The sequence below is a fragment of the Gilvimarinus agarilyticus genome, assembly GCF_000832015.1.
Lineage (GTDB): Bacteria > Pseudomonadota > Gammaproteobacteria > Pseudomonadales > Cellvibrionaceae > Gilvimarinus > Gilvimarinus agarilyticus.
In genome coordinates, this window is the sequence record NZ_JXCJ01000001.1 from 664,799 (window position 1) to 685,113 (window position 20,315).

The following is a 20,315-nucleotide window of genomic DNA, read 5'->3' on the forward strand; positions in this document are numbered from 1 at the left end:
TGGCCGCTTGCACGGCGTTATGGCTGCCAGCGCGAGACTCCCGGGAGGAGCAATGCCTTATAACAATAATCAGGCACCCCTTTTAACCGGCGTTATGTTGTGGATACCGCTGTTTTTAATTGTCAGCCTATTTTTTATGTGGGGTGTGGCAAACAACTTAAACGATATTCTGATTACGCAGTTTAAAAAAGCGTTTGTGCTGAGTGATCTGCAATCGGGCTTGGTGCAGTCGGCTTTTTACTTTGGCTATTTTGTCTTTGCCATCCCCGCGGCTTTAGCCATGAAACGCTTTGGCTATAAGGCGGCGGTTATCGTGGGGTTGTTGTTGTACGGCGCTGGGGCGCTGTTGTTTTATCCGGCGGGCCAGGCGCACGAATATGCATTTTTTTTGGCGGCGCTGTTTGTGATTGCCAGCGGTTTGGCGTTTTTAGAAACCTCGGCCAACCCATTGATTGTTGCCATGGGCGATGCCAACACCGCCGAGCGGCGACTTAATTTTGCCCAGTCGTTTAACTCGTTGGGCACCATAGCGGGGGTTTTGATCGGCCGCGAGTTTATTTTATCGGGCGTTGAGCACAGCCCAGAAGAGCTGGCGGCCCTGTCGAGCGCGCAGCAAACGGCGTTTTACACCGCCGAGGTGCAAGCGGTGCAGGGGCCCTACCTGGTGATTGCCGCCGTCGTTATAGGGTGGGCGCTGTTGGTGGCCTGGGTAAAATTTCCCGCTGTCGCTAAAGAGCACGACGACACCGAGCAGGGATTGCGCCGGGGGGATTTTTGTTCGCTGTTACAGCGCCGCTACTACCGCTCGGCGGTTATTGCGCAGTTTTTTTATGTCGGCGCCCAGGTGTGTATCTGGAGCTTTATGATCCGCTACGGGCAGGAGGCGATGCCCGGTACCGGGGAGAAGGCATTGGCGGTGTACCTGAGCTTTTCGCTGGTAGCGTTTATGGTCGGGCGTTTTGTCGCCACATGGCTTATGGGGTATATCGCGCCGGCCAGGTTGATGTTTATTTACGCGCTCATCAATGTCGGCCTGTGTGCGCTGGCCATGTTCTGCGCCAATCACACAGGCCTAGTGATGTTGGCTGCTACCAGCTTTTTTATGTCGCTGATGTTTCCAACGATTTTTGCCCTGGGCATAAAAGGTTTGGGGCGCGAGGCCAAGGCGGGCTCGTCGTTATTGGTGATGGCGATAATCGGTGGCGCGGTTTTGACGGCCCTTATGGGCTGGGTCTCTGATCTGACGAGTATTCACTCGGCGGTTATCGTGCCGTTGGTTAGTTTTGTGGTTATTGCCCGCTTTGCGCTTATCAGTGAGCAACACTACCGTTTGCAGTCTACTAGCAAGTAATTGGCGCAGAGAGTGAGGCAGCCTAGCCGTTGAGAAACGAGCGAAATGATACCGGATACATGATGGTTGGCACTGGTATTTGTCGCTTAATTCGGCGATATTGACGCGAGCGCTACGGATCTAGACCTTCGGCGCGCTGAGTGATTAAACGAAGGCAGAACAGCACGGCCGTTTATTGAGCGACAGGTGGATCGCCCACATCCGCCTCGATAGTCGCTGCGGCCCATAAGCCGGGCGGGCTGGTATTGGCTTAGCCCTGCGGCGGCACATCAGAGCGCCGCTATTGATCCTGCATTTGTTGTACGGGATTGATTAAAAACACAAGAGACTAGTTGAGCACACATAATGACTGATAACGCACAAGAACAAGCCGGCGATACTGATAACCGCAAATATAAAGCACCGGCGCTAGAGAAAGGGCTGGATATTCTCGAGCTACTGGCCGCAAGCGGCGAGCCGTTAACCACGTCGCAAATGGCTGCGCAGTTAGGCCGCTCGGTGAGCGAGCTGTTTCGCATGGTGTTGGCGCTGGAGTATCGCGGTTACATCGTGGCGGCGGAAGATGGCCGTGACGGTTACACCCTAAGCAATAAATTGTTTACGTTGGGTATTGCCCGGGCTCCCACTAAAACCTTGCTCGAGGTGGCCCTGCCGGTCATGAGCGAGCTGACCCGCCAAATCGGCCAGTCCTGTCATATAGCCGTTAGCTCAGGCGATCAAGTGGTGGTGATTGGCCGTATTGAAAGCCCTGGCGATTTGGGCTTCTCGGTGCGCGTTGGCTACCGTCGCCCGCTGCTTCAAGCCACGTCGGGCCGTCCGCTATTTGGCTTTCAGTCACCCGAAACGCGGGCCTTAATGTTGGCTAAAATTGACGCTGATCCGGCCGATATCGACGCCTTTGTACGACAGGCCGACCAGACGGTGGAGCGTGGCTACGTCAGCAATGCCAGTGACTTTGTCGATGGGGTAACTGACTTATCCGCTCCGGTACTGGGTTCGCGCGGCGCGCTCGCAGCCATTACGGTTCCCTACGTTAAAACTAAGCCCCAGGTGTGTACTTTAGAGCAAGCACTGGAGCACCTGCGGGTGGCGGCCGAGAAGGTGTCTCGGCAGATGTCTGAATACAGCTAGTTGCAGCGCCTAGAGCGCGCACCGCGGGCACACCAAAACGGGTGGGTACTCTCAGGAGGCCCACCCGTTTTTTATGCTTAAAGCGATAACGTTGCTCAATCATCAGTTTTTATTTATGATCTTGTTTTCAATTATAAAATTCAGTGTGTGGTGGCGAATGCCGCGATAAACCGGTTAATCCGGCTGATAACAACGGCGCTTGCCTCCGGTTAGGCCTTAACACACCCAGTGCTTGCGGTAGGGTTAACTGTCTATGAGTTACACAGTCTATGAGTGATGCGTCCGGCCGTCCCCACGTGCTGCTATTGCACCCCTCGGACAATGTTCTGATTTGCGTTCAGAGCCTCGCTGTTGGCCAGCACATCGACATCGAGGGCGAGCCCTACGTTGTTGCCCAGAATGTGGCGGTGGGCCATAAAATCGCTCGTTACGACATGCCCAGCGGTGAAAAAATACGCCGCTACGGGGCCCCGGTGGGCTCCTTGTCACAGCCGGTTAAAGCGGGTGAATGGGTCCATATGCACAATTTGCAAAGCGATTATTTAGCCACCCATACACGGCAAAGTGTCGCGCGCCAAAGGAGTCTGAAAGGTGAGTAAATCCGAGCCAGCTCTGCAGGGTTTTTTGCGCAGCGATGGTCGCAAAGGGATTCGCAATGTGGTTGTGGTCGCCTATTTGGTCGAGTGCGCGCATCATGTTAGCCGCCGCATCACCAGCCATTTTAACGATCTGGACATTCACCTTATCGGTTTTCCCGGTTGTTACCCCAACGAGTACGCCAGCCAAATGATGCAGGCGGTGTGCACCCACCCTAATGTGGGGGCGGTGCTGCTGGTCTCGCTGGGGTGTGAGAGTATGGATCGCGATGCCCTGCGTGAGCACGTAGCGGCCAGCGGCCGGCCGGTAGAGCTGTTGGTGATTCAGGAGCGTGGCGGTACCCGCGCGACCATCGACCAAGGCACTGCTCTGGTCGACGGTATGCGCCAGCAGCTGGCGCAGCAGCAACCGGTGCCGATGGCGTTAAGTGAGTTAATCGTGGGCACTATTTGTGGCGGCAGTGATGGCACCAGCGGGATTACGGCCAACCCGGCGGTGGGCCGCTGTTTTGATCGCTTAGTCGAGCAGCAGGTAGCCTGCGTATTTGAAGAGACCGGCGAGTTGATTGGCTGTGAAAACATTATGGCCGAGCGGGCGGTAAATGCAGAGCTGGGTGAGTTGATTCAGCAGTGCGTGGCGAAAGCGGAGCACTATTATCGCACCATGGGGTTTGGCAGCTTCGCGCCGGGTAACGCCGATGGTGGCCTCACCACGCTCGAAGAAAAATCCATGGGCGCTTACTCCAAGTCCGGCTCGTCGCCCATCACGGGTTTAATTAAACCGGGCGATATACCGCCCACGGGTGGTTTGTATTTACTCGATGTGGTGCCCGATGGCGAGCCACGTTTTGGCTTTCCCAATATTGCGGATAACGCCGAAATTGTCGAGCTGATTGCCTGTGGTTGTCATTTAACGTTATTTACGACCGGGCGGGGCTCGGTCGTAGGCTCGGCGATATCGCCAGTTATTAAAATTTGCGCCAACCCCGAGACCTATCAGCGCCTGGCTGACGATATGGATATTAATGCCGGGCGTATTCTAACGGGTGAGGCCAGCCTCGATGAGCTGGGTGATGAAATTCATCGCGCCGTGCTGGCGGTGGCTGGCGGTGAGCGTAGTGTGTCAGAGGCGCTGGGGCATCAGGAATTTATTTTAACCTACAAATCGTTTGAGCCTATCGGGCCTGGCTGTCTACCCCTGAGGCCTGCTTTTTAATACCATAAATTGAGTGGGCAGTTGTACCCGCTTGAGTGGCGGCAAATGACAGGAGCAATATGTTTAGAAGATTACTTATTGGTATGGCTGTATTGACATTAGTTGCGTGCTCGAGCGTGAGTAAAAATGCTCAATCCGACGCTGTCGCATTACTGCAAAGTGATACCCGCCTAACACTGTTTACCCACAACCAGCGCGAGCTGATGACATCCAGCTTGTTAACACTGGGCGACGAGGAGCGTGCCATCAGTGTAGAACAAACTGCTGGAGGTCTTCTTGCGAKCTGGCACGACAGTTGGTGGGCGGGGTTCGAGGTGGACTTCTCAGCGCCGAAAGATCTAACGGACTATCGCCATGGCGCCTATGTGTTTGATCTTCACCTAGAGCAGTTTGAGAATGCCGGCTTTGATTTTGCCCGCTTGTGTGGTGGCGGTTGTGAGCGTCGGGTATCGCTTGCTAACCAGGTGCAGTCGCTGTTAAATCAGGGGCCACAAACGGTGGCGCTACCTATGTCGTGTCTGGTGCGCGATAACGACACATTGTTTGTCGAGCGCACGCCACTGCGATTTGCCACCAGTGGTACCGGCCAGTTAACGCTAAGTGATATGCGCCTTGAGGCGAGCGTGCCGCCGGTGGATATTGTCTTGAGTTGCCCCGATTACAAAACCGCATCGGTCACCCCCGCACCGCTGGATGCGCACTGGGCTAAAAGCTGGTGGATACCCCGGCATGAGCAAAAACTAAAAATAGCGTCCAAAAGCGATCCGCAGCTGGTGTTTATCGGTGACTCGATTACTCAGGGTTGGGAAGAGTCTGGTAAGCCTGTTTACGAGCAAGCTTTTGCCGAGTGGTCCAGTTTAAACCTGGGGTTTAGCGGCGACCGAACGGAAAACGTGTTGTGGCGTTTAGAGCACGGAGAGGTGGCCGATATTGACCCGGAGCTGGTTGTGATGATGATCGGAACTAATAATACTGGCCACCGCCAGGATGAACCGATTGCGATTGCCCGCGGTGTGGAGCAAATTCTTACCGAGCTAAAGCGCCGTTTACCCGACGGCAAAATACTGATGTTGGCGATATTCCCGCGCGGCGCCACCGCCGATGACTACGCCCGGCGCAATAATACGCTTGCCAATGCAAGGCTGCGCAACTTTGCCGATGGCGAGCAGGTGTTTTTTACTGACCTTAACAGCGTGTTCTTAGATAAAGACGGTAATTTATCGGAAGAGATCATGCCCGATCTACTTCACCCTAATGAGTATGGCTATCAGTTGTGGGCGAATGAATTAGTGCCGCTTATTAAGCGGCATATAGAAAACTAATTTTCTCGGGGCGTGGTCTGTCGTTGTATTCTTAGGCCATCGTTCGAGTACCAGAGGACGGATCGTACGCGCTTACCTACTACTTGAGCACCGCGGTTGATGGCAGTGCCATCGAGCTCGATGTCGATGGTATTCATTGGGTACGGACAGCGCACCTAACAACGGCAACTGGGATCAATTTCAGGCGATAATGTCTGCGCCTGTCTTGCTGACTCGGGGTGAGCACACCTTTCGGGTAACCGGTGCTGGCAGTCAGGGCTGGGAGTGGAATCTGGATAAGTTTACGCTTCAAGGCCTTTAACCAATAAAAACAGCTCGGTAGAGCTGGTGCAACCGAGACGGTCTGGGTAACACCAGGCCGTTTTTTATGGATGATGTGAAATAGGCAACGGTATTGATAGGCTGCTAGCCTGGTTTAAGGCGTTTTTGAGGAGGGCGGCTGTTTCAGTGATGTTGTCAGCTGCTTGATATGCTACCGCAACACAGGTGAGATTAACGAGATGCGACAACGACACCATAACATCGGGCTGTTATCATCGAGGGACAGCAGAGCACATTCGATGTTCAACCCACACCGTGCGCTCGGGCGTAAAGAGGAGTCATCATGAAAAAACGATGGATAGGGGCGTTAGCAGCGCTAACATTAACCGGCTGCGCCCAGATGCAGGTAGATTTGCCTGCGGTGGGTGAGTCGAGTAGCCAACGGTTGCCGGGCAAAGTGATTTGGCACGACTTAATCAGTGCTAAACCCGCTGCCAGCCAGGCGTTCTACGAGCAGCTGTTTGGCTGGGAGTTTGAGGCGATCTCGATCCCCACAGGAATGTTCAGTCACGCCAGCTACCACGTGATTTCCCATGAGGGACGCGTGATTGGCGGTATGGTCGATCAGGACGATTTAAAAGCCGATAGCAACTTATCCCAGTGGGTTGTGGTGTTGGCCAGCGATAATATCGAGCAGAGTGTTGCCAGCATCCGCTCAGCAGGCGGCACGGTGTTGGGTGACATTGTCGATCTAAACGCCCGCGGTAAAATGGCCGTAGCCAAAGATAAGCAGGGTGCCCTGTTTGCATTGTTGCAAACCCCCGATGGCGACCCTGCCGACCGCACCAGCATTGCTGCCGGTGACTTTTTGTGGAATGAGCTGTGGACCACCGATGTGGGCGATGCCAGCAACTTTTACAGTGACTTAATGCCCTATACCGAAGCCGAGCATCCGGAAACCGGTAAACAAGATTACCGGGTACTCAAGGCTCACAATCACCCCCGCGCCGGTGTGATGAACATGCCCGTTAAGCAGCTGGACCCTACCTGGGTGAGCTATTTACGTGTCACCGATGCCGAGGCCCTGGATAATATTTTGGCCCGGGTCGAAGCGTTAGGTGGTGCGATTTTACTGCCAGCCCAGGATCGTTTAGCCGGGGGACGCGCCGCTTTAATTGCCGGGCCATCCGGTGCAGGTATCGCGTTGCAAACCTGGCCCGTTAATCCGGAGGCTACGCCATGAGACAACACACTATGACAAAAAGCGTTACGCGCAAAGCCGTCGGTAAAAAACTCAGTAAAGGCCTCGTAGCCGCCATGTTGGCGTTTGCGATGCTGTGCGTCTCCGGTTGCGACCCGCAGGTGTACGGCAGCGTGGGCGTGTCCTCAAGCTTTGGCTCTTACGGCGGCTACCATGGCGGTGGCGGCTATTACGGCCCGGGCCCGCGGATGCACGGCAGCATTTCGGTCGGGGGGAGAATCCACTAGTAAGCGCGAAACAAACCACGCCTGGGTTAACTTTATTTAACCCAGGCGTGGTTTACTTCGTCAGCAACAAAGCCTATACAGAACGGCTGGTAGTAATCGATAAACGGTAGGATAAAAACAATGCAAGAGTCCTGGAGATGGTTTGGCCCAACAGATTCCATATCATTGGAAAAAATTAAGCAGGCGGGGGCAACGCATATCGTTACCTCGATGCACGAAATCCCCACCGGTGACGTGTGGCCCGCCGCAGACGTTATCGCCCGCAACGAGCTGATTAAATCCTCAGGGTTACATTGGAATGTGGTGGAGAGTATTCCGCTGCACAACGATATTAAAACCCGCAGTGGCGATTACGTGCAGTTGATTGAAAACTACAAAGAGTCCATCAGAAGCGTGGGCAAAGCGGGCATCCCGGCGGTGTGTTACAACTTTATGCCCGTGGTTGACTGGACTCGCACTAATTTAAGTTATCGCCTGCCCAATAGCAGCCAGGCCCTGCGATTTGAAATTACCGATTTTGCCGCCTACGACGTGTACCTGCTAAAGCGTGACGGCGCCGAGTCTGATTACACCCAGGCGGTGCTCGATAAAGCCAAAAGCCGCTTTGAAGCCATGAGCGAGCAAGAGCAACTACTGCTGGAGAAAAACATTATCGCCGGTTTGCCCGGGGGGGAAGGCTCTTACACGCGCGAGTCCATTAAAGTCGCGATCGAGCAATTTATCGCCCTTGGTACCGAGGGCATGCGCGACAACTTAATGGAGTTTTTAAAAGCCGTGGTGCCGGTGGCAGAGGAAAGCGGCGTTAAGCTATGCATTCACCCCGATGACCCGCCGTTCTCGCTGTTTGGTTTGCCCCGCGTCGTCTCAACGGCCGAGGACGCCCGTAAAATTCTGACTACGGTAGACAGCCCGGCCAATGGTTTAACCTTATGCGCCGGTTCTTATGGTGCACGCTGCGACAACGATTTGGTCGCTATGGCCGAAGAGTTTGGCTCGCGTATTTACTTTGTTCATTTACGCAATGTTAAGCGTGAAGAAGACGGCTCGTTTTTTGAGTCTGATCACCTTGATGGCGATAACGATATGGTCGGGCTGATCAGCGCGCTACTAAAAGAGGAGCGTCGCCGCCAGCAGGCCGGTGAAGATATGCCCTCCATCCCCATGCGCCCCGATCACGGTCACCTAATGGCCGACGAAGAAAAAGCCGAGGGCGTAAAGCCCGGTTACTCTTACAGTGGCCGTATGCGCGGTTTGGCTGAGTTGCGCGGGGTGATTCATGCCTTAACCCGCGTAAACGCATAGTGCGGTAGCCAACGCGATAATCTGTTGCCTAATAAATAAAAAGCCCAGCAAATGCTGGGCTTTTTATGGCGTGCCATTAATGCCCGGTTGGAAATGGATACCAAGCGTCGGGTACGTAGCGGATTTTCTCCTGGCTTTTGTAAAACTCTAGCGAGTGCGCCGGCTCGGGCGAGCCTTTGGGCAGTGCTAAACCATTAACGCTGGCAAAGTAGCTGATGCAGGCGTCGCGCCAGTAAATGGCGTCGCGCAATTGTACTTTTAATTGCGCTTGTACCTGGGCAAAACGCTCGGCGTCAATGTGACCTTCGAGTGATTGCCACTGGGTTTGCATGGCGTGCACCTGGGCTACGCCCTCGTCGTATTTGCTTACCAGCTCGTGCCACAGGGTGTTGCCCGACTGCATGGTGTAGTCCCACGGTAAATGATGGAACCAAAGCATTAAGTCTTCGGGGGTGGTTTCAGGCTTGGCAAACTGCTGGGTTATTGGCCCAAAGTATTGCTCGATGGCGTTAGAGCCGCGTTCGGTGCGATCGTAACCAATGCCGTTTTTATCGGCCTTGTGATAGTAAAAGGCTGTCCAGTCGGGGCGGCCTGATTTGTCGTGCCACGGCGCCGGGCCGTAGTGGTGGCCCTGAGCGTAAAGGTGGGTTAAGCCAAGCGGCATGCGGTAGTTAACACCGGCCTCGCGGCTTATGGCCATGATGTCGCTAAGGGGGTTTAGCACAGTTTTTTGATTGTTAAAGGTCATGCGCGCCCATTCATCGGCAGCGGCGGCAGAGCTTAAATCAAGGTTCCAGGCCATACGACCAAACGCGTACCAGCTGGCTTGCACAAACGTGTGGCCGGTCCAGTTGCGATCGGTACCGGGGTTGATCACCGCGGCCATGCCGGTGTGTTTATAGTCGAACACATCACCGGCTAAAATTTTACTAATGGTGCTGCCTTTGCCCTGGGCGTAAGTGTCGGCCTGCAGCGTTTCTTCAAACAGTGGGCCTTGATAGGCTAAATGATTGGAAAAACCAAAGTACTCTTGGGTAACTTGCAGCTCGAGGGCGATATTGGTTTTTTGCAAAGCGCCAAATAACGGCGAGAACGGCTCGCGCGGCTGAAAGTCGATGGGACCGTTTTTAATTTGCACAATTACATTGTCGCGGAATTTGCCATCCAGCGGTTTAAACTCGTCGTAGGCCTCGCGAAACCGGTCGCCTTGCTCGGGCGCATACACAAAGGCGCGCCAAAACACCAAGCCGTTGTAAGGCGCCAGTGCGTCGGCAAGCATGTTGGCGCCTTCAGCGTGGTTGCGGCCAAAATCTTGCGGGCCGGGTTGCCCCTCTGAGTTGGCTTTAACCAAAAAGCCACCAAAATCGGGGATGTATTCGTACACTTTTTTAACGCGCTCCTGCCACCATTGCTGCACCTTGGGGTCGAGTGGGTCGGCGGTGTCAAAGTCATCGAGCAACATGGGCGAGTTAAACTTAACCGACAAGTACAGCTTAATGCCGTAGGGGCGGAATACCTCGGCCAGCGCGGCGGCCTTGGCTAAAAAGGCATCGCTTAAGATGCGCGCGTCGGCGTTGACGTTATTAATAACGGTGCCGTTAATACCTAGCGAGGCATTGATGCGGGCGTAATCAATATAGCGCGGGTTGTTTTGGTACTCGGGCAGGTTGCCCCACTCCCACAGGGACAATCCGGCATAGCCACGCTCGACGACCCGGTTGAGGTTGTCCCAGTGGTTTACCACGCGGTGTTGCACCGAGGGTGACGACTGCACGTTAACGTCGCTGATATCGCTGTGGGTTTGCAGCAGGCGCAGTAAGTGAAATGCGCCGTAAAGCGCGCCGGCATCACTGTTGGCGGCAATCACCGTGGCTTTGTGGTTATCGGCTAGCGTCGCGCGCTGGATGATATAGCCCTCGGGCCCCACGGCGTTAAGTTGCGCATCCAGCTGGAGCTTAGCAATGACGGGCGAGCTGGCTGGGGTGCCGATAATCAGGCTACCGCTGGCATCGGCGCTTTGGTTGAGCTTGGTGTTTTGTGCCAGCAAGCCGTTAAGGCCACGCACAAGCTCATCGCGGGCCGCTAGTTGGGTGGCCGATTGCGCGCTGCCGACAATGTGTTGCAGCTGCTCGCGGTATTGCTGTTGCCGGCTGGTGTCGCTGATGGCGTCGTAGCGCAACCACATTCGGTAGCCGTCTTCGGCCTGAGCGGTGCTGCACACAAGCGTCAGTATCACACATACAAACAGCGTCAAACGTGCACGGCTGCGATCTAACAGGGGCAGGCGTTGTGGGTACATGTTAGGTGTCCTATGTCATTTTGTTATGGTCATTTTGACTATCATAGCATTGGGTAGGGTTTGGTGGGGCGTATTGGGCGATCGTTGACAAAAATTGACGTTACTTCAGTGTAGCGCCAGAACAACGCCTATGCCGGGGCGTTGGGTTGTTGGTTGGCGGGTAGGGCCAGCACGCGCTCCCATAAATCGTTGGTCCAGCGGGCTAGCTCGTGGATAAAAGGCTCGTGTACCAAAGCGGGGTCGATGCACCATAAGTCGATGTCGGCGTGGCCGATGGCGGCGTACTCCCAATCGATAAGGTACAGGCGGCCACCGGTATCGAGTACATTCTCGGGGATCAGGTCGTGGTGGGTGAGCTGTGCCGGCCAGGGCGCGGCATCAAAGGCTTTTAGCGGCGGCACAAACTCACTCCAGCGCTGGCGTAGCTCTGGGGTGACGGCATTGGCGGCCTCGAGTTGCTGTATATAGTGGGAGAGGTAGGCGTGATAAGAGCGGGTGGCTGTTGCCGGGCTGAGCTCGCGCACTGAGCGCAGCAGGCGCAGCAGCCGCGCCCGTTGCTGGCTGTTGGCAAAATCCGCCGCCTGCCATACCCGCGCCTTAATAAACGGCAACAGGGCAAAGCGGTGTTCTGGGTCTTGGTGTAGCGGCGCGGGCGCAATACCGGCGTTGGCGGCGCTAAACAGAATTTGCGCCTCGGCGTCGCGGTCAATACCCAGCGCCGCGCTGCGACGGTTGTTAAGGCGCAATATCAGTGGCCCGTCAATACCCGGCGCTTCGATTTTAACGTTGCGGTTGGTGCGCCCACCGGGTATCGGGCCCAGCACTTTGGGCGGGGCGCTAATGGGTAGTGGCCACTCGCGCCAGCTGGCCAGTACCGTTTGCAAACCGACTGTATCAGGCACGTGCCGCCCCGGTGGTGGCATCGCAGTGGTTATTGTAGTCGCGCCGCCAACTGATAAAACCAAACACCGAGATCACTAAGTATGTCACCAGCAAACCGGCGGTTAGGTACAGGCCACGGTCGATAAATAAGAAGATTGAGGTGGTGTTGATGATCATCCAATACAGCCAGTTCTCTAACACTTTGCGGGCCACCATAAAGGTGGTGATGACGCTGGCCCAAGTGGTGAACGAGTCGACATAGGGCCAGGCGGCGCCGGTGTATTGGTGCAGTAAGCTGCCCGAGGTGAGGGTTAGCAGCGCAATGGTTACAATGGTCAGGGCGTGTTTTTTGCCGCTCCAGCGTTGCACCGGCAGCTCGGTATCGCGCGCGCCGCCGTGGTGCCACTGCCACCAGCCGTACACAGCCATTAACATATAGTAACCGTTAAGGGCCGACTCCATCAGCAGCTGTACATCCCAAAACAGGGCGGTGTAAATCGCGGTGCTGGCCAACGCGCAGTACCAGCACAGGCTGTTTTGCCGCACGGCCAACAACAAATAGGCAATCGCCAATATAACGGCCGCGATCTCCCAGCCCGACATCGCCTGCCAGGCGCTGGCCACTTGCTCGGTTACGCCCTCGCTCATGCGTCCTGCTCGGGCAGGGCGGCAAAGCCCGGCAAAAACTTGGCGACAAATACCGCTTTACCGTGTTGCTCCATACTGACTTTAAAGCCGTCGCGCAGCACGTCCATTACCCGGTCGTAATCGCCGGTAATGATGGTGCAGGTGGCGACGGTTTGCAGCCGGATACCCGGCTGCTCATTGAGCCAGTCGATAAACCCTTTAATCGGCGGCAGATAATCGCCGTTAAACGGGTACATGCTGAGTTCTACGGATAATTGCATAGTGGCTCTCTGATGGTTGGGTTTGGGTCAGTTTACTCAAAACCGATAGCTGGCAGTGGCGGCAATGACGCGTGGCTCGCCAAACTGATAATACGGTTTGGTGGTGTAGCCATCGCGTGGGTCGTTGCCAAAGCTGCCAAAACCGCGGGTTTGAGTGTCTTCATCGGTGAGGTTGCGGCCGTAGAGGGCAAGTTCCCACTGCGCCGTTTGGTAACCGATGCGGGCATTTAACAGCTCGTAGGACTCCGACTGTGCCTCGTGGCGGCTGGAGAAATAAAAGCTATCTTTGCCCTCTACCTCGACACGTGCGTACCAATGCTCGGTAATATTAAATACCGCGCCGGTGGTAAATTGGTAGTGGGGCGCGTGGGGTAAATCGTGGCCGCTAAGATCGTACGGGATACCCTCGGCCGGTTTCGCCTCGGCGTGGGCGAAGCTTACAAAGTCTGTAAACTCGCTGCGTAACAGCCCTAAGCTGGCAAACACACTCAGCATATCGCTGGCTTGCCAGTTTAATTCGGCCTCTAAACCGTAGGTGGTACCTGCGGTGGCGTTGGTGGTGTAGTCGATAAAGCTACAAGGGCAAATATCGCCTTCGTCGGGTTGTACTAACGATTGCTTGGTTTGCAGGTCATCGCGGTCTTGATAAAACAGCGCGATCTGGCTTTGCAAGCGGCCATCCTGGCTGGTGGTTTTAAGGCCGGCTTCGTAGTTCCACAAAAACTCGGGGTCGTATTCACGGTCTTCGGCAGGTATGTCGCCATTAGCGTTAAAGCCGCCGGCTTTGTAGCCCCGCGAGACTAGCCCATACCACAGGGTTAATTCATCCGGGCGGTATTCCAGCGCCACTTTACCGCCCAACATATCTTCGCTGGGCTCGTAGCTAACGCCATCGCTATCGCGGTAATTGGCATCGCGTTGTTCGTAGCGCAGGCCGGTGACCAGTTGTAGCGTCTGGCTAAAGGGGACCTCGAGTTGTCCGTAAAGCGCGGTGTTGTCGCTGCTGAAGTCGCTTAAAAAGTCTTCGCTTAAATACGTGTATTCGCGGCGTAAATGCTCGGATTGATCGCGGTAGTAAGCCCCCGCCACCCAGCCCAGCTCGCCGGCCTCGTGATCCGATACCAAGCGTACATCGAGCGTGCTGTTGTCGATTTGGCGCTGGTAATTATCAAAGGAATTGTAGCCGTCGTAAACACAGGTGAAATCGACACAGATATCGGGATAGGCCCAGTCTTCGTCGTAACCGTATTCGGTGTCTGAGTTGGCGTTGCTGGCCAGCACCTCGGCGTGGAACGCATCGCTGACTTGCCAGTTGGCTTTGACGGAGAAGGCCACAGTCTCTTGGCGATCGTGACCGGGGTTGTCGGATAGCGTGGTGCGGGTATTATCCAGCGAGAAGCCGTCGTAGCCGTTATCTACATTGACGTACATAGCGGTAAAATCCAGCGCCAGGGCGTCGCCGACTTGCCAGTTGAGCTTGCCGCGTGCGGTTTGCTCGTCGATGTTGGCGTTGTCGTCGATATTGAAAAAGGCATTTTCCTGGTAGCCGTCGCTGCTGTGCTGCTCGAGTGCTACCCGAAACCCTACATCATTGCTAATGGGGCCGCTTAATATCGCGCTGGTGGTGTAGGTGTCGTAGTTGCCCACAGTGGCGGACAGCTCACCGCTAAAGTCTTGGGTGGGGGTGCCCGATACCATGTTGATTAAACCGGCCAGCGCATTGGCACCGTAGAGAGTGCCTTGCGGGCCGCGCAAAATCTCTACTTGCTGGATATCCAGCGTCGTGGCGGCGGCACCAATGCCGGTGAGGTCGATACCATCGACCAACAAGCCGACCGAGGGGTTTACCGGCTCGATAAATTGGCTGCGCTCACCGATACCGCGAATCTGAAAAAACCGCCCGCGCGAGGCGCCGGTCGAGAAGTTTACATTGGGAGCGGTGTTTAGGATGCCGGCTAAGTGCTCGGCGCCGCGGGCTTTAATGGTGTCGGCACCAATCACGCTGGCGCTGGTGGATATATCTTGCAGTGGTGCAGCGCGAAAATCGGCGCTGACGATAATTTCTTCGATGGCCTCTGGCGCAGCGTGGGCTTGCGTGGCTATGGCCAGGGTGAGGGCACTTAAGCTCAGTGTATTTGTCATGGTTGAGTCTCCGAGTAATGAGTTGGAGACCCGGTCTGCATTTGATAGCGTTGTAATTGGGGCACGTTATTAGTGCTTGACGCTAATTGATTAGCGGTGGGCGTTTTATGGTTGTGCGAATAGTCCAATCCCTACGCCGGCATTAACCGGATCAGGTTCAACGGGTCCGCATTGGCTGCGTCTCAGGCTGACGGCGAACCGTCTGGCCACCCCGAGGATGTCGCTATTTTACGATGTTTTATCTGCCGTTAATACCACTGAATTGCCGCTTACAAGCTCGTGGCGATATCGGGGAGCCAACCAACGGCCCAAGCCTCGAGCACTTTATCTAATCCGGTTAGGGTTAACAGCGCCAACACGATCAACATATAGCCTAAAATTAGCTTGCCCCGGCTGGCACTGGTACTCAATTTTCCCGAAAAGCGACTCAGTAATTTGCCGGACAGCATGCCCGCCGCGAGCAGCGCCAGCGCGGTACCCAAACCAAACGCGAGCATGATGATAAAGGCCGTGCCCATTTGCTGACCAAACGATGCCAGCGCGATTGCCGCACCCAGGGTTGGCCCGACACAGGGCAACCACACCATACCGAGCAAAAAGCCCACGCCAAACTGGCCGCCCCAGGCGTTCTCGGTGGCACTGTTAAAGCGGCTGGTTAGCAGCGACAGGCGCAAACTGATCCAGTCGCCCAGTGGTTTGATCACCAAAATCAGACCGACCAGCAACAATAAAGTGGCCGCGATGTAGCGAAACAACTCCGGGTCGAGCCCGGCACTGACCAATACAAAGCTCAGTAATGTGCCGGCAATGGCAAACGACAAGCTCAACCCCGCCGCCAGAGCGTAAGGCCCGTAGCGGCTTTCACCGGCAGCCGAGCCCATCACAATAGGCACCAGCGGCCAAACGCAAGGCGAAAGCACACTGAGGATGCCGGCCAAAAAGGCCAGCGGCAGCGCGGTTAACTCTAGTGTCATATTATGGCTCCAACAGCTCGTCTAGTGCGCCAAAGATTTTCTCTTCGCGGGTCTCGGCAACGCTAAACCACACCTGTTCGCTGCCATCAAACAGCACCAGGGTAGATTGGCGCGGAGCTTTAAAATGCTTTACCCACTCTTTTTGATCGTCATAGTCCACCTCTAAAATCACCAGCTCGGTGTCGGGGTTTTGTGTTTGATAGGCGCTTAACACTTCTCGCTGCTTTTTGCAGGTGGGGCACCAGGTGGCGTAAACGTCTACCAAAATGGGCGCCCCCTCCGCCTGTAAGGCGTCAAAGCGCTCCTTGGTAAAAGATTCTGCCTCTAGGGCGTGTGCTTGCAGGCTGGTAAACAGCACTAGAATGGTAATTAGGGGAGCTAAAGAACGCAAAACTTTCATACTAAGCCTCGTAGGTATTAAACCGGTGTTGGTTAAGTGGTTGTTAACAGACTCATGAAGATCAAGAATGTTACAGGCGTTTACCGCTTAAAGGGAGGCCGTGGGTGAGCTCTGGCTTAGCGGGGGTTCTGGAGGGCAGCTTGGGCATTAAAAAGCCGCCTATTGCGAAGGCGGCTTTGGAGGCATCGCTGTAAAAGCTAACCGGATTTAATCTATATCGTCTAGGGTAAGGATTAGGTCGTACTTTTTTACATTGATATTTTCGATGGTGTAGGTATCACCGTCTTCATCCTCGGCTTGCACATCGAATTTTGGGTTGGAATAGCCGGTTAAGTTTACCGTCACTGTCTCGCCATCTAACAGTACGTCAACGTCCAGTACGTCCTCTTCCCATTCATCACTGCCAACGCTACTGACATACAGGTGGTAAATGTCGCTACCGGTATTGTTGGTTACTTTTACATACATATTGTCGGCATGGGCACTCAGTGAACCCAAACACAATAAAATCCAGAGAACCGCGAGTTTCTTCATCAATAGAAATTCCCAAAATGTTATGGTGGGTGGCGTCGCATTCAACACCTGCGTGTAATATAAGTCAGTTCAACGGTGATGGCGACAAAAACTTAAACTGGCCTACTCAACGATGGAGGCCGGAGCTGTGTCAGAGTGTGGACTATGGTTTAGGGGGGCGGGCCGTTATAATATTGGCTTTAATGGTTACCCAATGTTTAGCGTCCACTTCACTATTCGTGAAGCTTGGCAAAGGATTATCGCAAGCCTCTGATCAGCTGTAAAAACGAGTCTTATGCCCAGCTTTTAGGTGGTCTAAACCACTCATCCGCTGAGTTTGCTGTTAACGACTTGGCGTTCGACGAGAGGGTGATCAATATGTGATCGATCCGGCAGCAAGGCAAGGTCAATTATACCCGGCTGCACCTTTGGGTAATGCCCTTCAAACGCAACAGCGAAGACTGAACTATGACCCCCGAGATTCTTGTAGAAAAAATATCGAGTGAGCCACTTAGCGTCGAGTTTTCTGAAGTTATGCAGATAATAGACGCGTTTTATGATTACGAGCCCACCGCTTTTGGTAACGGTGAACTGCAAAATGCGGCGCGTAGCAATGAAGGCTCATGCAAAATTTTTGCTTTTGCCAAACTCCACGGTTTAACGGAGGCCCAAACATTAGCCTGCTTTGGCCATTATTACCGCGACGATGTGTTAGCCCACCCAGAGGGCACAGATCACGGCAATATCCGCAATTTTATTCAGCACGGATGGGCTGGCATCGAGTTTGAGGGCGAGCCGCTGATTCGCAAAAACGTCTAACGACCTAAGCGGGGCAATCCAAAGCGGTAGGTCAGACGTATGGTTATAAACGCTGCGTAATCGCGAGATAACGGGTAGGAGGCTTGCTTGCCGCATTTATACACTCGAGTTGGATGCTTAATACTTATGGTTTTACTGGCGGGCTGCAGTGGTACCGATGTTTTAAATACCGTAAATGGTGCCGCTGGCTATCGAGCTGAATCCGATGTTCGCTATGGTGAGCATTCACGCCAGCAGCTGGATATCTACCGGCCCAAGCAAAACGATAACGCCTGCCTGATCGTGTTTGTCTATGGTGGTAGCTGGGATAGTGGCACCAAAGAGCAATACGGTTTTGTCGGCGCGGCGCTGGCCCGCAAAGGCTACACGGTCGCCGTCCCCGATTACCAGCTCTACCCCGAGGTCACTTACCCGGTATTTGTTGAAGATGTCGCCCACGCGCTGGCCAGTAAGCCGCTCAGCGAATTGCGTCAAAAGCGTCGCTTAATCATGATGGGGCACTCAGCGGGGGCGATGATTGCCGGCTTGATCAGCTATGATCCGAAATATTTGAAGGCGGTGGGGCTGTCCAGCGATATTATCGATGCTTATGTGAGTCTGGCCGGCCCGCATGATTATTTTTTACCCACCCAAAAACAACGTTGGACGGACATTTTTGGTGACGATGAATCGAAACAGGTTGACGCGCTAACCGTCAATCATGTCCGGCCTGAAAACCCACCCACGTTGATTTTACACGGCGTCGACGATGAAACCGTCACGCCTAAGTCGGCGATCTCGCTTGAGCAAAAACTGCAATCTGCCAGTGTACCCGTGACACGTAAAACCTACGAGGGGGTCACGCACGTAAAACTTTTGGCTGCGATGGGCCGCCCGTTAGGTTTTTTGGCGCCGACTTTAAATGATGTGGACGAATTTTTGCGAAAAACCTGTGGCAATCAGTAACGTTTATTAAACATCACTCGCGTCGGTCTATCCGTAAAAATTACAAATGCATAAGGTTTTACGTAAGATAAATACAAAGACCGATACTGTATGGCTTTAGAAAAAGTTGTTTCCCCTCTCAGACGGGCCGCCATTCGCGGCCTCAACCAATTTTTTACGGGTTGCCTATGCTTGGCACGCCACATGCAATGCCTCATGTACAACCCCGAAAGGGTTTTTAGTAAAGCAACAGGAATAATCACACCAGTTTTAGTGTGATTTTTAAAGCTTAATCATCATGAGGAATTACCATGAACAGCGATCAATTTGAAGGCAAGTGGCATGAACTGAAAGGCGGCGTAAAAGCCCAGTGGGGCAAGCTGACCAATGACGATATTGACCGTATCGAAGGCAACCAAGAAAAGCTTGCCGGAGAAATTCAGTCCAAGTACGGAAAGTCTAAGGAAGAGGCTAAAAAAGAAGTGAATGATTTTATTGATAGCCTCTAGTCTTACATGGCTATCTAAAAAATGGCCGGCGGTGTTCACATCGCCGGCCATTTTTTCGTCAAAATTAACACAGCGATTAATTAGGTTTTACTTTTACAGAAAAATCACTAACACCTTTGTCAGTACGTGTAATCGGTTGTATCGTCCCGTCATCATTAAAATACAGGTATTCAGCGGCGCTGTGACGCTGAGGGCCGCAGGCTGAATCGATGTCTAACCAGCGGTGATAAAATAGAATCCACTGGCCTTGATACTCCACGATGGAGTGGTGATTATTGCTGTTGTGCTCTTGCCCCATGATCTCGCCTTTGTATTCCCAGGGCCCGGTGGGCGACTTAGACATATAGTAGCTGAGCACACGGTTATTTTCTGGCATGGTGAAGTAATAGTTATCGCCGCGTTTGAATACCCAGGGGCCTTCCATTTTTGGCTCGTAACCACCCATGTCCATTTTGACTAAATCGCCTTTTGTGCTGCGCATGTCGTCCGCCATTTTGACGACATGGTAATCGTGGTCTTTGGCGTGCACGTACAAATACGCCTGGCCGTCGTCGTCAATAAATAGGCTTGGATCATTGGCGTAGGGCGATGTCCACAGCGGCGCATCTATCATGTCTTTAAACGGCCCGGTGGGTGAGTCGCTTTCGGCAATGCCAATGCCCATCCACTTGGTGCTGTTTTCTGGGTTCACTCTATCTTTATGGCCGGTACCGGCCGGGAACACTAAATAGTATTTGCCATTTTTATAGGCGGCATCGGGTGCCCAGGCGTAATTGTCTGCCCAGCTTAAGTCGTCAACCGACAGCAATGGCCCATGAGTTTCCCAGTTTTGTAGATCCGTAGAGGAAAACGCGTACCAGTCTTTCATCCAAAAATCTTCTTGACACTCCTCATCGTGTGAGGTGTACACATACATTTTGCCGTCGTTCCAGACATGGGCAGAGGGGTCGGCGGTACGTAATCCTTCGCCAAAGTTAAGGGGGTTGCCTTGCACCGCTGTATCATTGTTTTCGGAGTGGTGGGCGCAGCCGACTATCGTTCCTGCCAAAAAGGCAGAGGTTATTGTTGTTGCTAATTTTTTCATTATCAGTTTTCCTTCAGTGTATAGCTTGTTTTCTAATTTTAGATTTTATTTTCTGAATAAAAATTGAAGAAAATTGTCAATATTTTCAAGGCGGCATCTTACAGGAAGTCTACGGTAGACGCTTATGTCCTTAGGCAAGGGGTATTTCTAGTGATCGTTAGCTCGTTCTTTTCCACCAATTCTAAAGATTACAA

Annotated in this window: 20 protein-coding genes and 1 riboswitch; of the genes, 11 read left to right on the forward strand and 9 right to left on the reverse strand. The window is 53.7% G+C overall.

What is annotated here, in order from left to right:
* Positions 1 to 52 precede the first annotated feature (52 nt).
* The 8 genes from fucP to uxuA all read left to right on the forward strand — a co-directional run bounded on the left by fucP (position 53) and on the right by uxuA (position 8,667).
* A complete protein-coding gene (fucP, locus tag SD69_RS02980) occupies positions 53 to 1,351 on the forward strand; it encodes an L-fucose:H+ symporter permease (protein WP_041522025.1) in 1,299 nt (432 codons plus the stop codon).
* Between the two features lie 345 nt (positions 1,352 to 1,696).
* Entirely contained in the window at positions 1,697 to 2,482 is a 786-nt protein-coding gene (locus tag SD69_RS02985; RefSeq protein WP_041522026.1) for an IclR family transcriptional regulator, read from the forward strand.
* Positions 2,483 to 2,751: 269 nt separating this feature from the next.
* Complete coding sequence (locus SD69_RS02990) at positions 2,752 to 3,081, forward strand: UxaA family hydrolase (protein WP_041522027.1); 330 nt, start codon at positions 2,752 to 2,754, stop codon at positions 3,079 to 3,081.
* Entirely contained in the window at positions 3,074 to 4,294 is a 1,221-nt protein-coding gene (locus SD69_RS02995; protein WP_198144048.1) for a UxaA family hydrolase, read from the forward strand. Before SD69_RS02990 ends, SD69_RS02995 begins: the two co-directional genes overlap by 8 nt.
* An 83-nt stretch (positions 4,295 to 4,377) precedes the next feature.
* Entirely contained in the window at positions 4,378 to 5,616 is a 1,239-nt protein-coding gene (locus SD69_RS03000) for a GDSL-type esterase/lipase family protein (RefSeq protein WP_052480839.1), read from the forward strand.
* Positions 5,617 to 6,220: 604 nt separating this feature from the next.
* Positions 6,221 to 7,120: a VOC family protein gene (locus SD69_RS03005; protein ID WP_041522029.1), complete on the forward strand. Its 900-nt coding sequence runs from the start codon at positions 6,221 to 6,223 to the stop codon at positions 7,118 to 7,120.
* A complete protein-coding gene (locus SD69_RS03010) occupies positions 7,117 to 7,365 on the forward strand; it encodes a hypothetical protein (protein WP_157471598.1) in 249 nt (82 codons plus the stop codon). Before SD69_RS03005 ends, SD69_RS03010 begins: the two co-directional genes overlap by 4 nt.
* A 120-nt stretch (positions 7,366 to 7,485) precedes the next feature.
* Positions 7,486 to 8,667: a mannonate dehydratase gene (gene uxuA / locus SD69_RS03015; protein WP_041522031.1), complete on the forward strand. Its 1,182-nt coding sequence runs from the start codon at positions 7,486 to 7,488 to the stop codon at positions 8,665 to 8,667.
* Between the two features lie 76 nt (positions 8,668 to 8,743).
* Here uxuA and SD69_RS03020 read toward each other — a convergent pair whose 3' ends face one another.
* The 8 genes from SD69_RS03020 to SD69_RS03055 form a co-directional block, all read right to left on the reverse strand.
* Positions 8,744 to 10,966, reverse strand: a complete 2,223-nt coding sequence (locus SD69_RS03020) for an alpha-glucuronidase family glycosyl hydrolase (RefSeq protein ID WP_084591469.1) — start codon at positions 10,964 to 10,966, stop codon at positions 8,744 to 8,746.
* 128 nt (positions 10,967 to 11,094) lie between these two features.
* Positions 11,095 to 11,868 carry a phosphotransferase gene (locus tag SD69_RS03025; protein WP_041522032.1) on the reverse strand — a complete coding sequence of 258 codons (774 nt, stop codon included), beginning with the start codon at positions 11,866 to 11,868 and terminating at the stop codon, positions 11,095 to 11,097.
* Positions 11,861 to 12,496 carry a nicotinamide riboside transporter PnuC gene (gene pnuC / locus SD69_RS03030; protein WP_041522033.1) on the reverse strand — a complete coding sequence of 212 codons (636 nt, stop codon included), beginning with the start codon at positions 12,494 to 12,496 and terminating at the stop codon, positions 11,861 to 11,863. The genes SD69_RS03025 and pnuC overlap by 8 nt, the downstream gene beginning before the upstream one ends.
* Positions 12,493 to 12,756 (reverse strand): YkoF family thiamine/hydroxymethylpyrimidine-binding protein, encoded by a 264-nt coding sequence (locus SD69_RS03035; protein WP_041522034.1) that lies wholly within the window; start codon positions 12,754 to 12,756, stop codon positions 12,493 to 12,495. Before SD69_RS03035 ends, pnuC begins: the two co-directional genes overlap by 4 nt.
* A 36-nt stretch (positions 12,757 to 12,792) precedes the next feature.
* Positions 12,793 to 14,898 carry a TonB-dependent receptor gene (locus SD69_RS03040; protein WP_041522035.1) on the reverse strand — a complete coding sequence of 702 codons (2,106 nt, stop codon included), beginning with the start codon at positions 14,896 to 14,898 and terminating at the stop codon, positions 12,793 to 12,795.
* A 110-nt stretch (positions 14,899 to 15,008) separates the two neighbouring features.
* A riboswitch (TPP riboswitch) is annotated at positions 15,009 to 15,122 on the reverse strand.
* Between the two features lie 45 nt (positions 15,123 to 15,167).
* A complete protein-coding gene (locus SD69_RS03045) occupies positions 15,168 to 15,872 on the reverse strand; it encodes a cytochrome c biogenesis CcdA family protein (RefSeq protein WP_041522036.1) in 705 nt (234 codons plus the stop codon).
* 1 nt (position 15,873) lies between these two features.
* Positions 15,874 to 16,272, reverse strand: coding sequence for a thioredoxin family protein (locus tag SD69_RS03050; protein ID WP_041522037.1), 399 nt, complete (start codon positions 16,270 to 16,272; stop codon positions 15,874 to 15,876).
* Positions 16,273 to 16,479: 207 nt separating this feature from the next.
* Entirely contained in the window at positions 16,480 to 16,806 is a 327-nt protein-coding gene (locus SD69_RS03055; protein ID WP_041522038.1) for a hypothetical protein, read from the reverse strand.
* 447 nt (positions 16,807 to 17,253) lie between these two features.
* Between SD69_RS03055 and SD69_RS03060 the strand changes: the two genes are divergently transcribed.
* The 3 genes from SD69_RS03060 to SD69_RS03070 all read left to right on the forward strand — a co-directional run bounded on the left by SD69_RS03060 (position 17,254) and on the right by SD69_RS03070 (position 19,037).
* Entirely contained in the window at positions 17,254 to 17,604 is a 351-nt protein-coding gene (locus SD69_RS03060; RefSeq protein WP_041522039.1) for a HopJ type III effector protein, read from the forward strand.
* A 126-nt stretch (positions 17,605 to 17,730) separates the two neighbouring features.
* On the forward strand, positions 17,731 to 18,549 hold the full coding sequence (locus SD69_RS03065) for an alpha/beta hydrolase (RefSeq protein ID WP_052480840.1): 819 nt from the start codon (positions 17,731 to 17,733) through the stop codon (positions 18,547 to 18,549).
* 290 nt (positions 18,550 to 18,839) lie between these two features.
* On the forward strand, positions 18,840 to 19,037 hold the full coding sequence (locus SD69_RS03070; protein ID WP_041522041.1) for a CsbD family protein: 198 nt from the start codon (positions 18,840 to 18,842) through the stop codon (positions 19,035 to 19,037).
* Between the two features lie 76 nt (positions 19,038 to 19,113).
* Here SD69_RS03070 and SD69_RS03075 read toward each other — a convergent pair whose 3' ends face one another.
* Positions 19,114 to 20,121, reverse strand: a complete 1,008-nt coding sequence (locus SD69_RS03075) for a family 43 glycosylhydrolase (protein WP_041522042.1) — start codon at positions 20,119 to 20,121, stop codon at positions 19,114 to 19,116.
* Between the last annotated feature and the right edge of the window lie 194 nt (positions 20,122 to 20,315).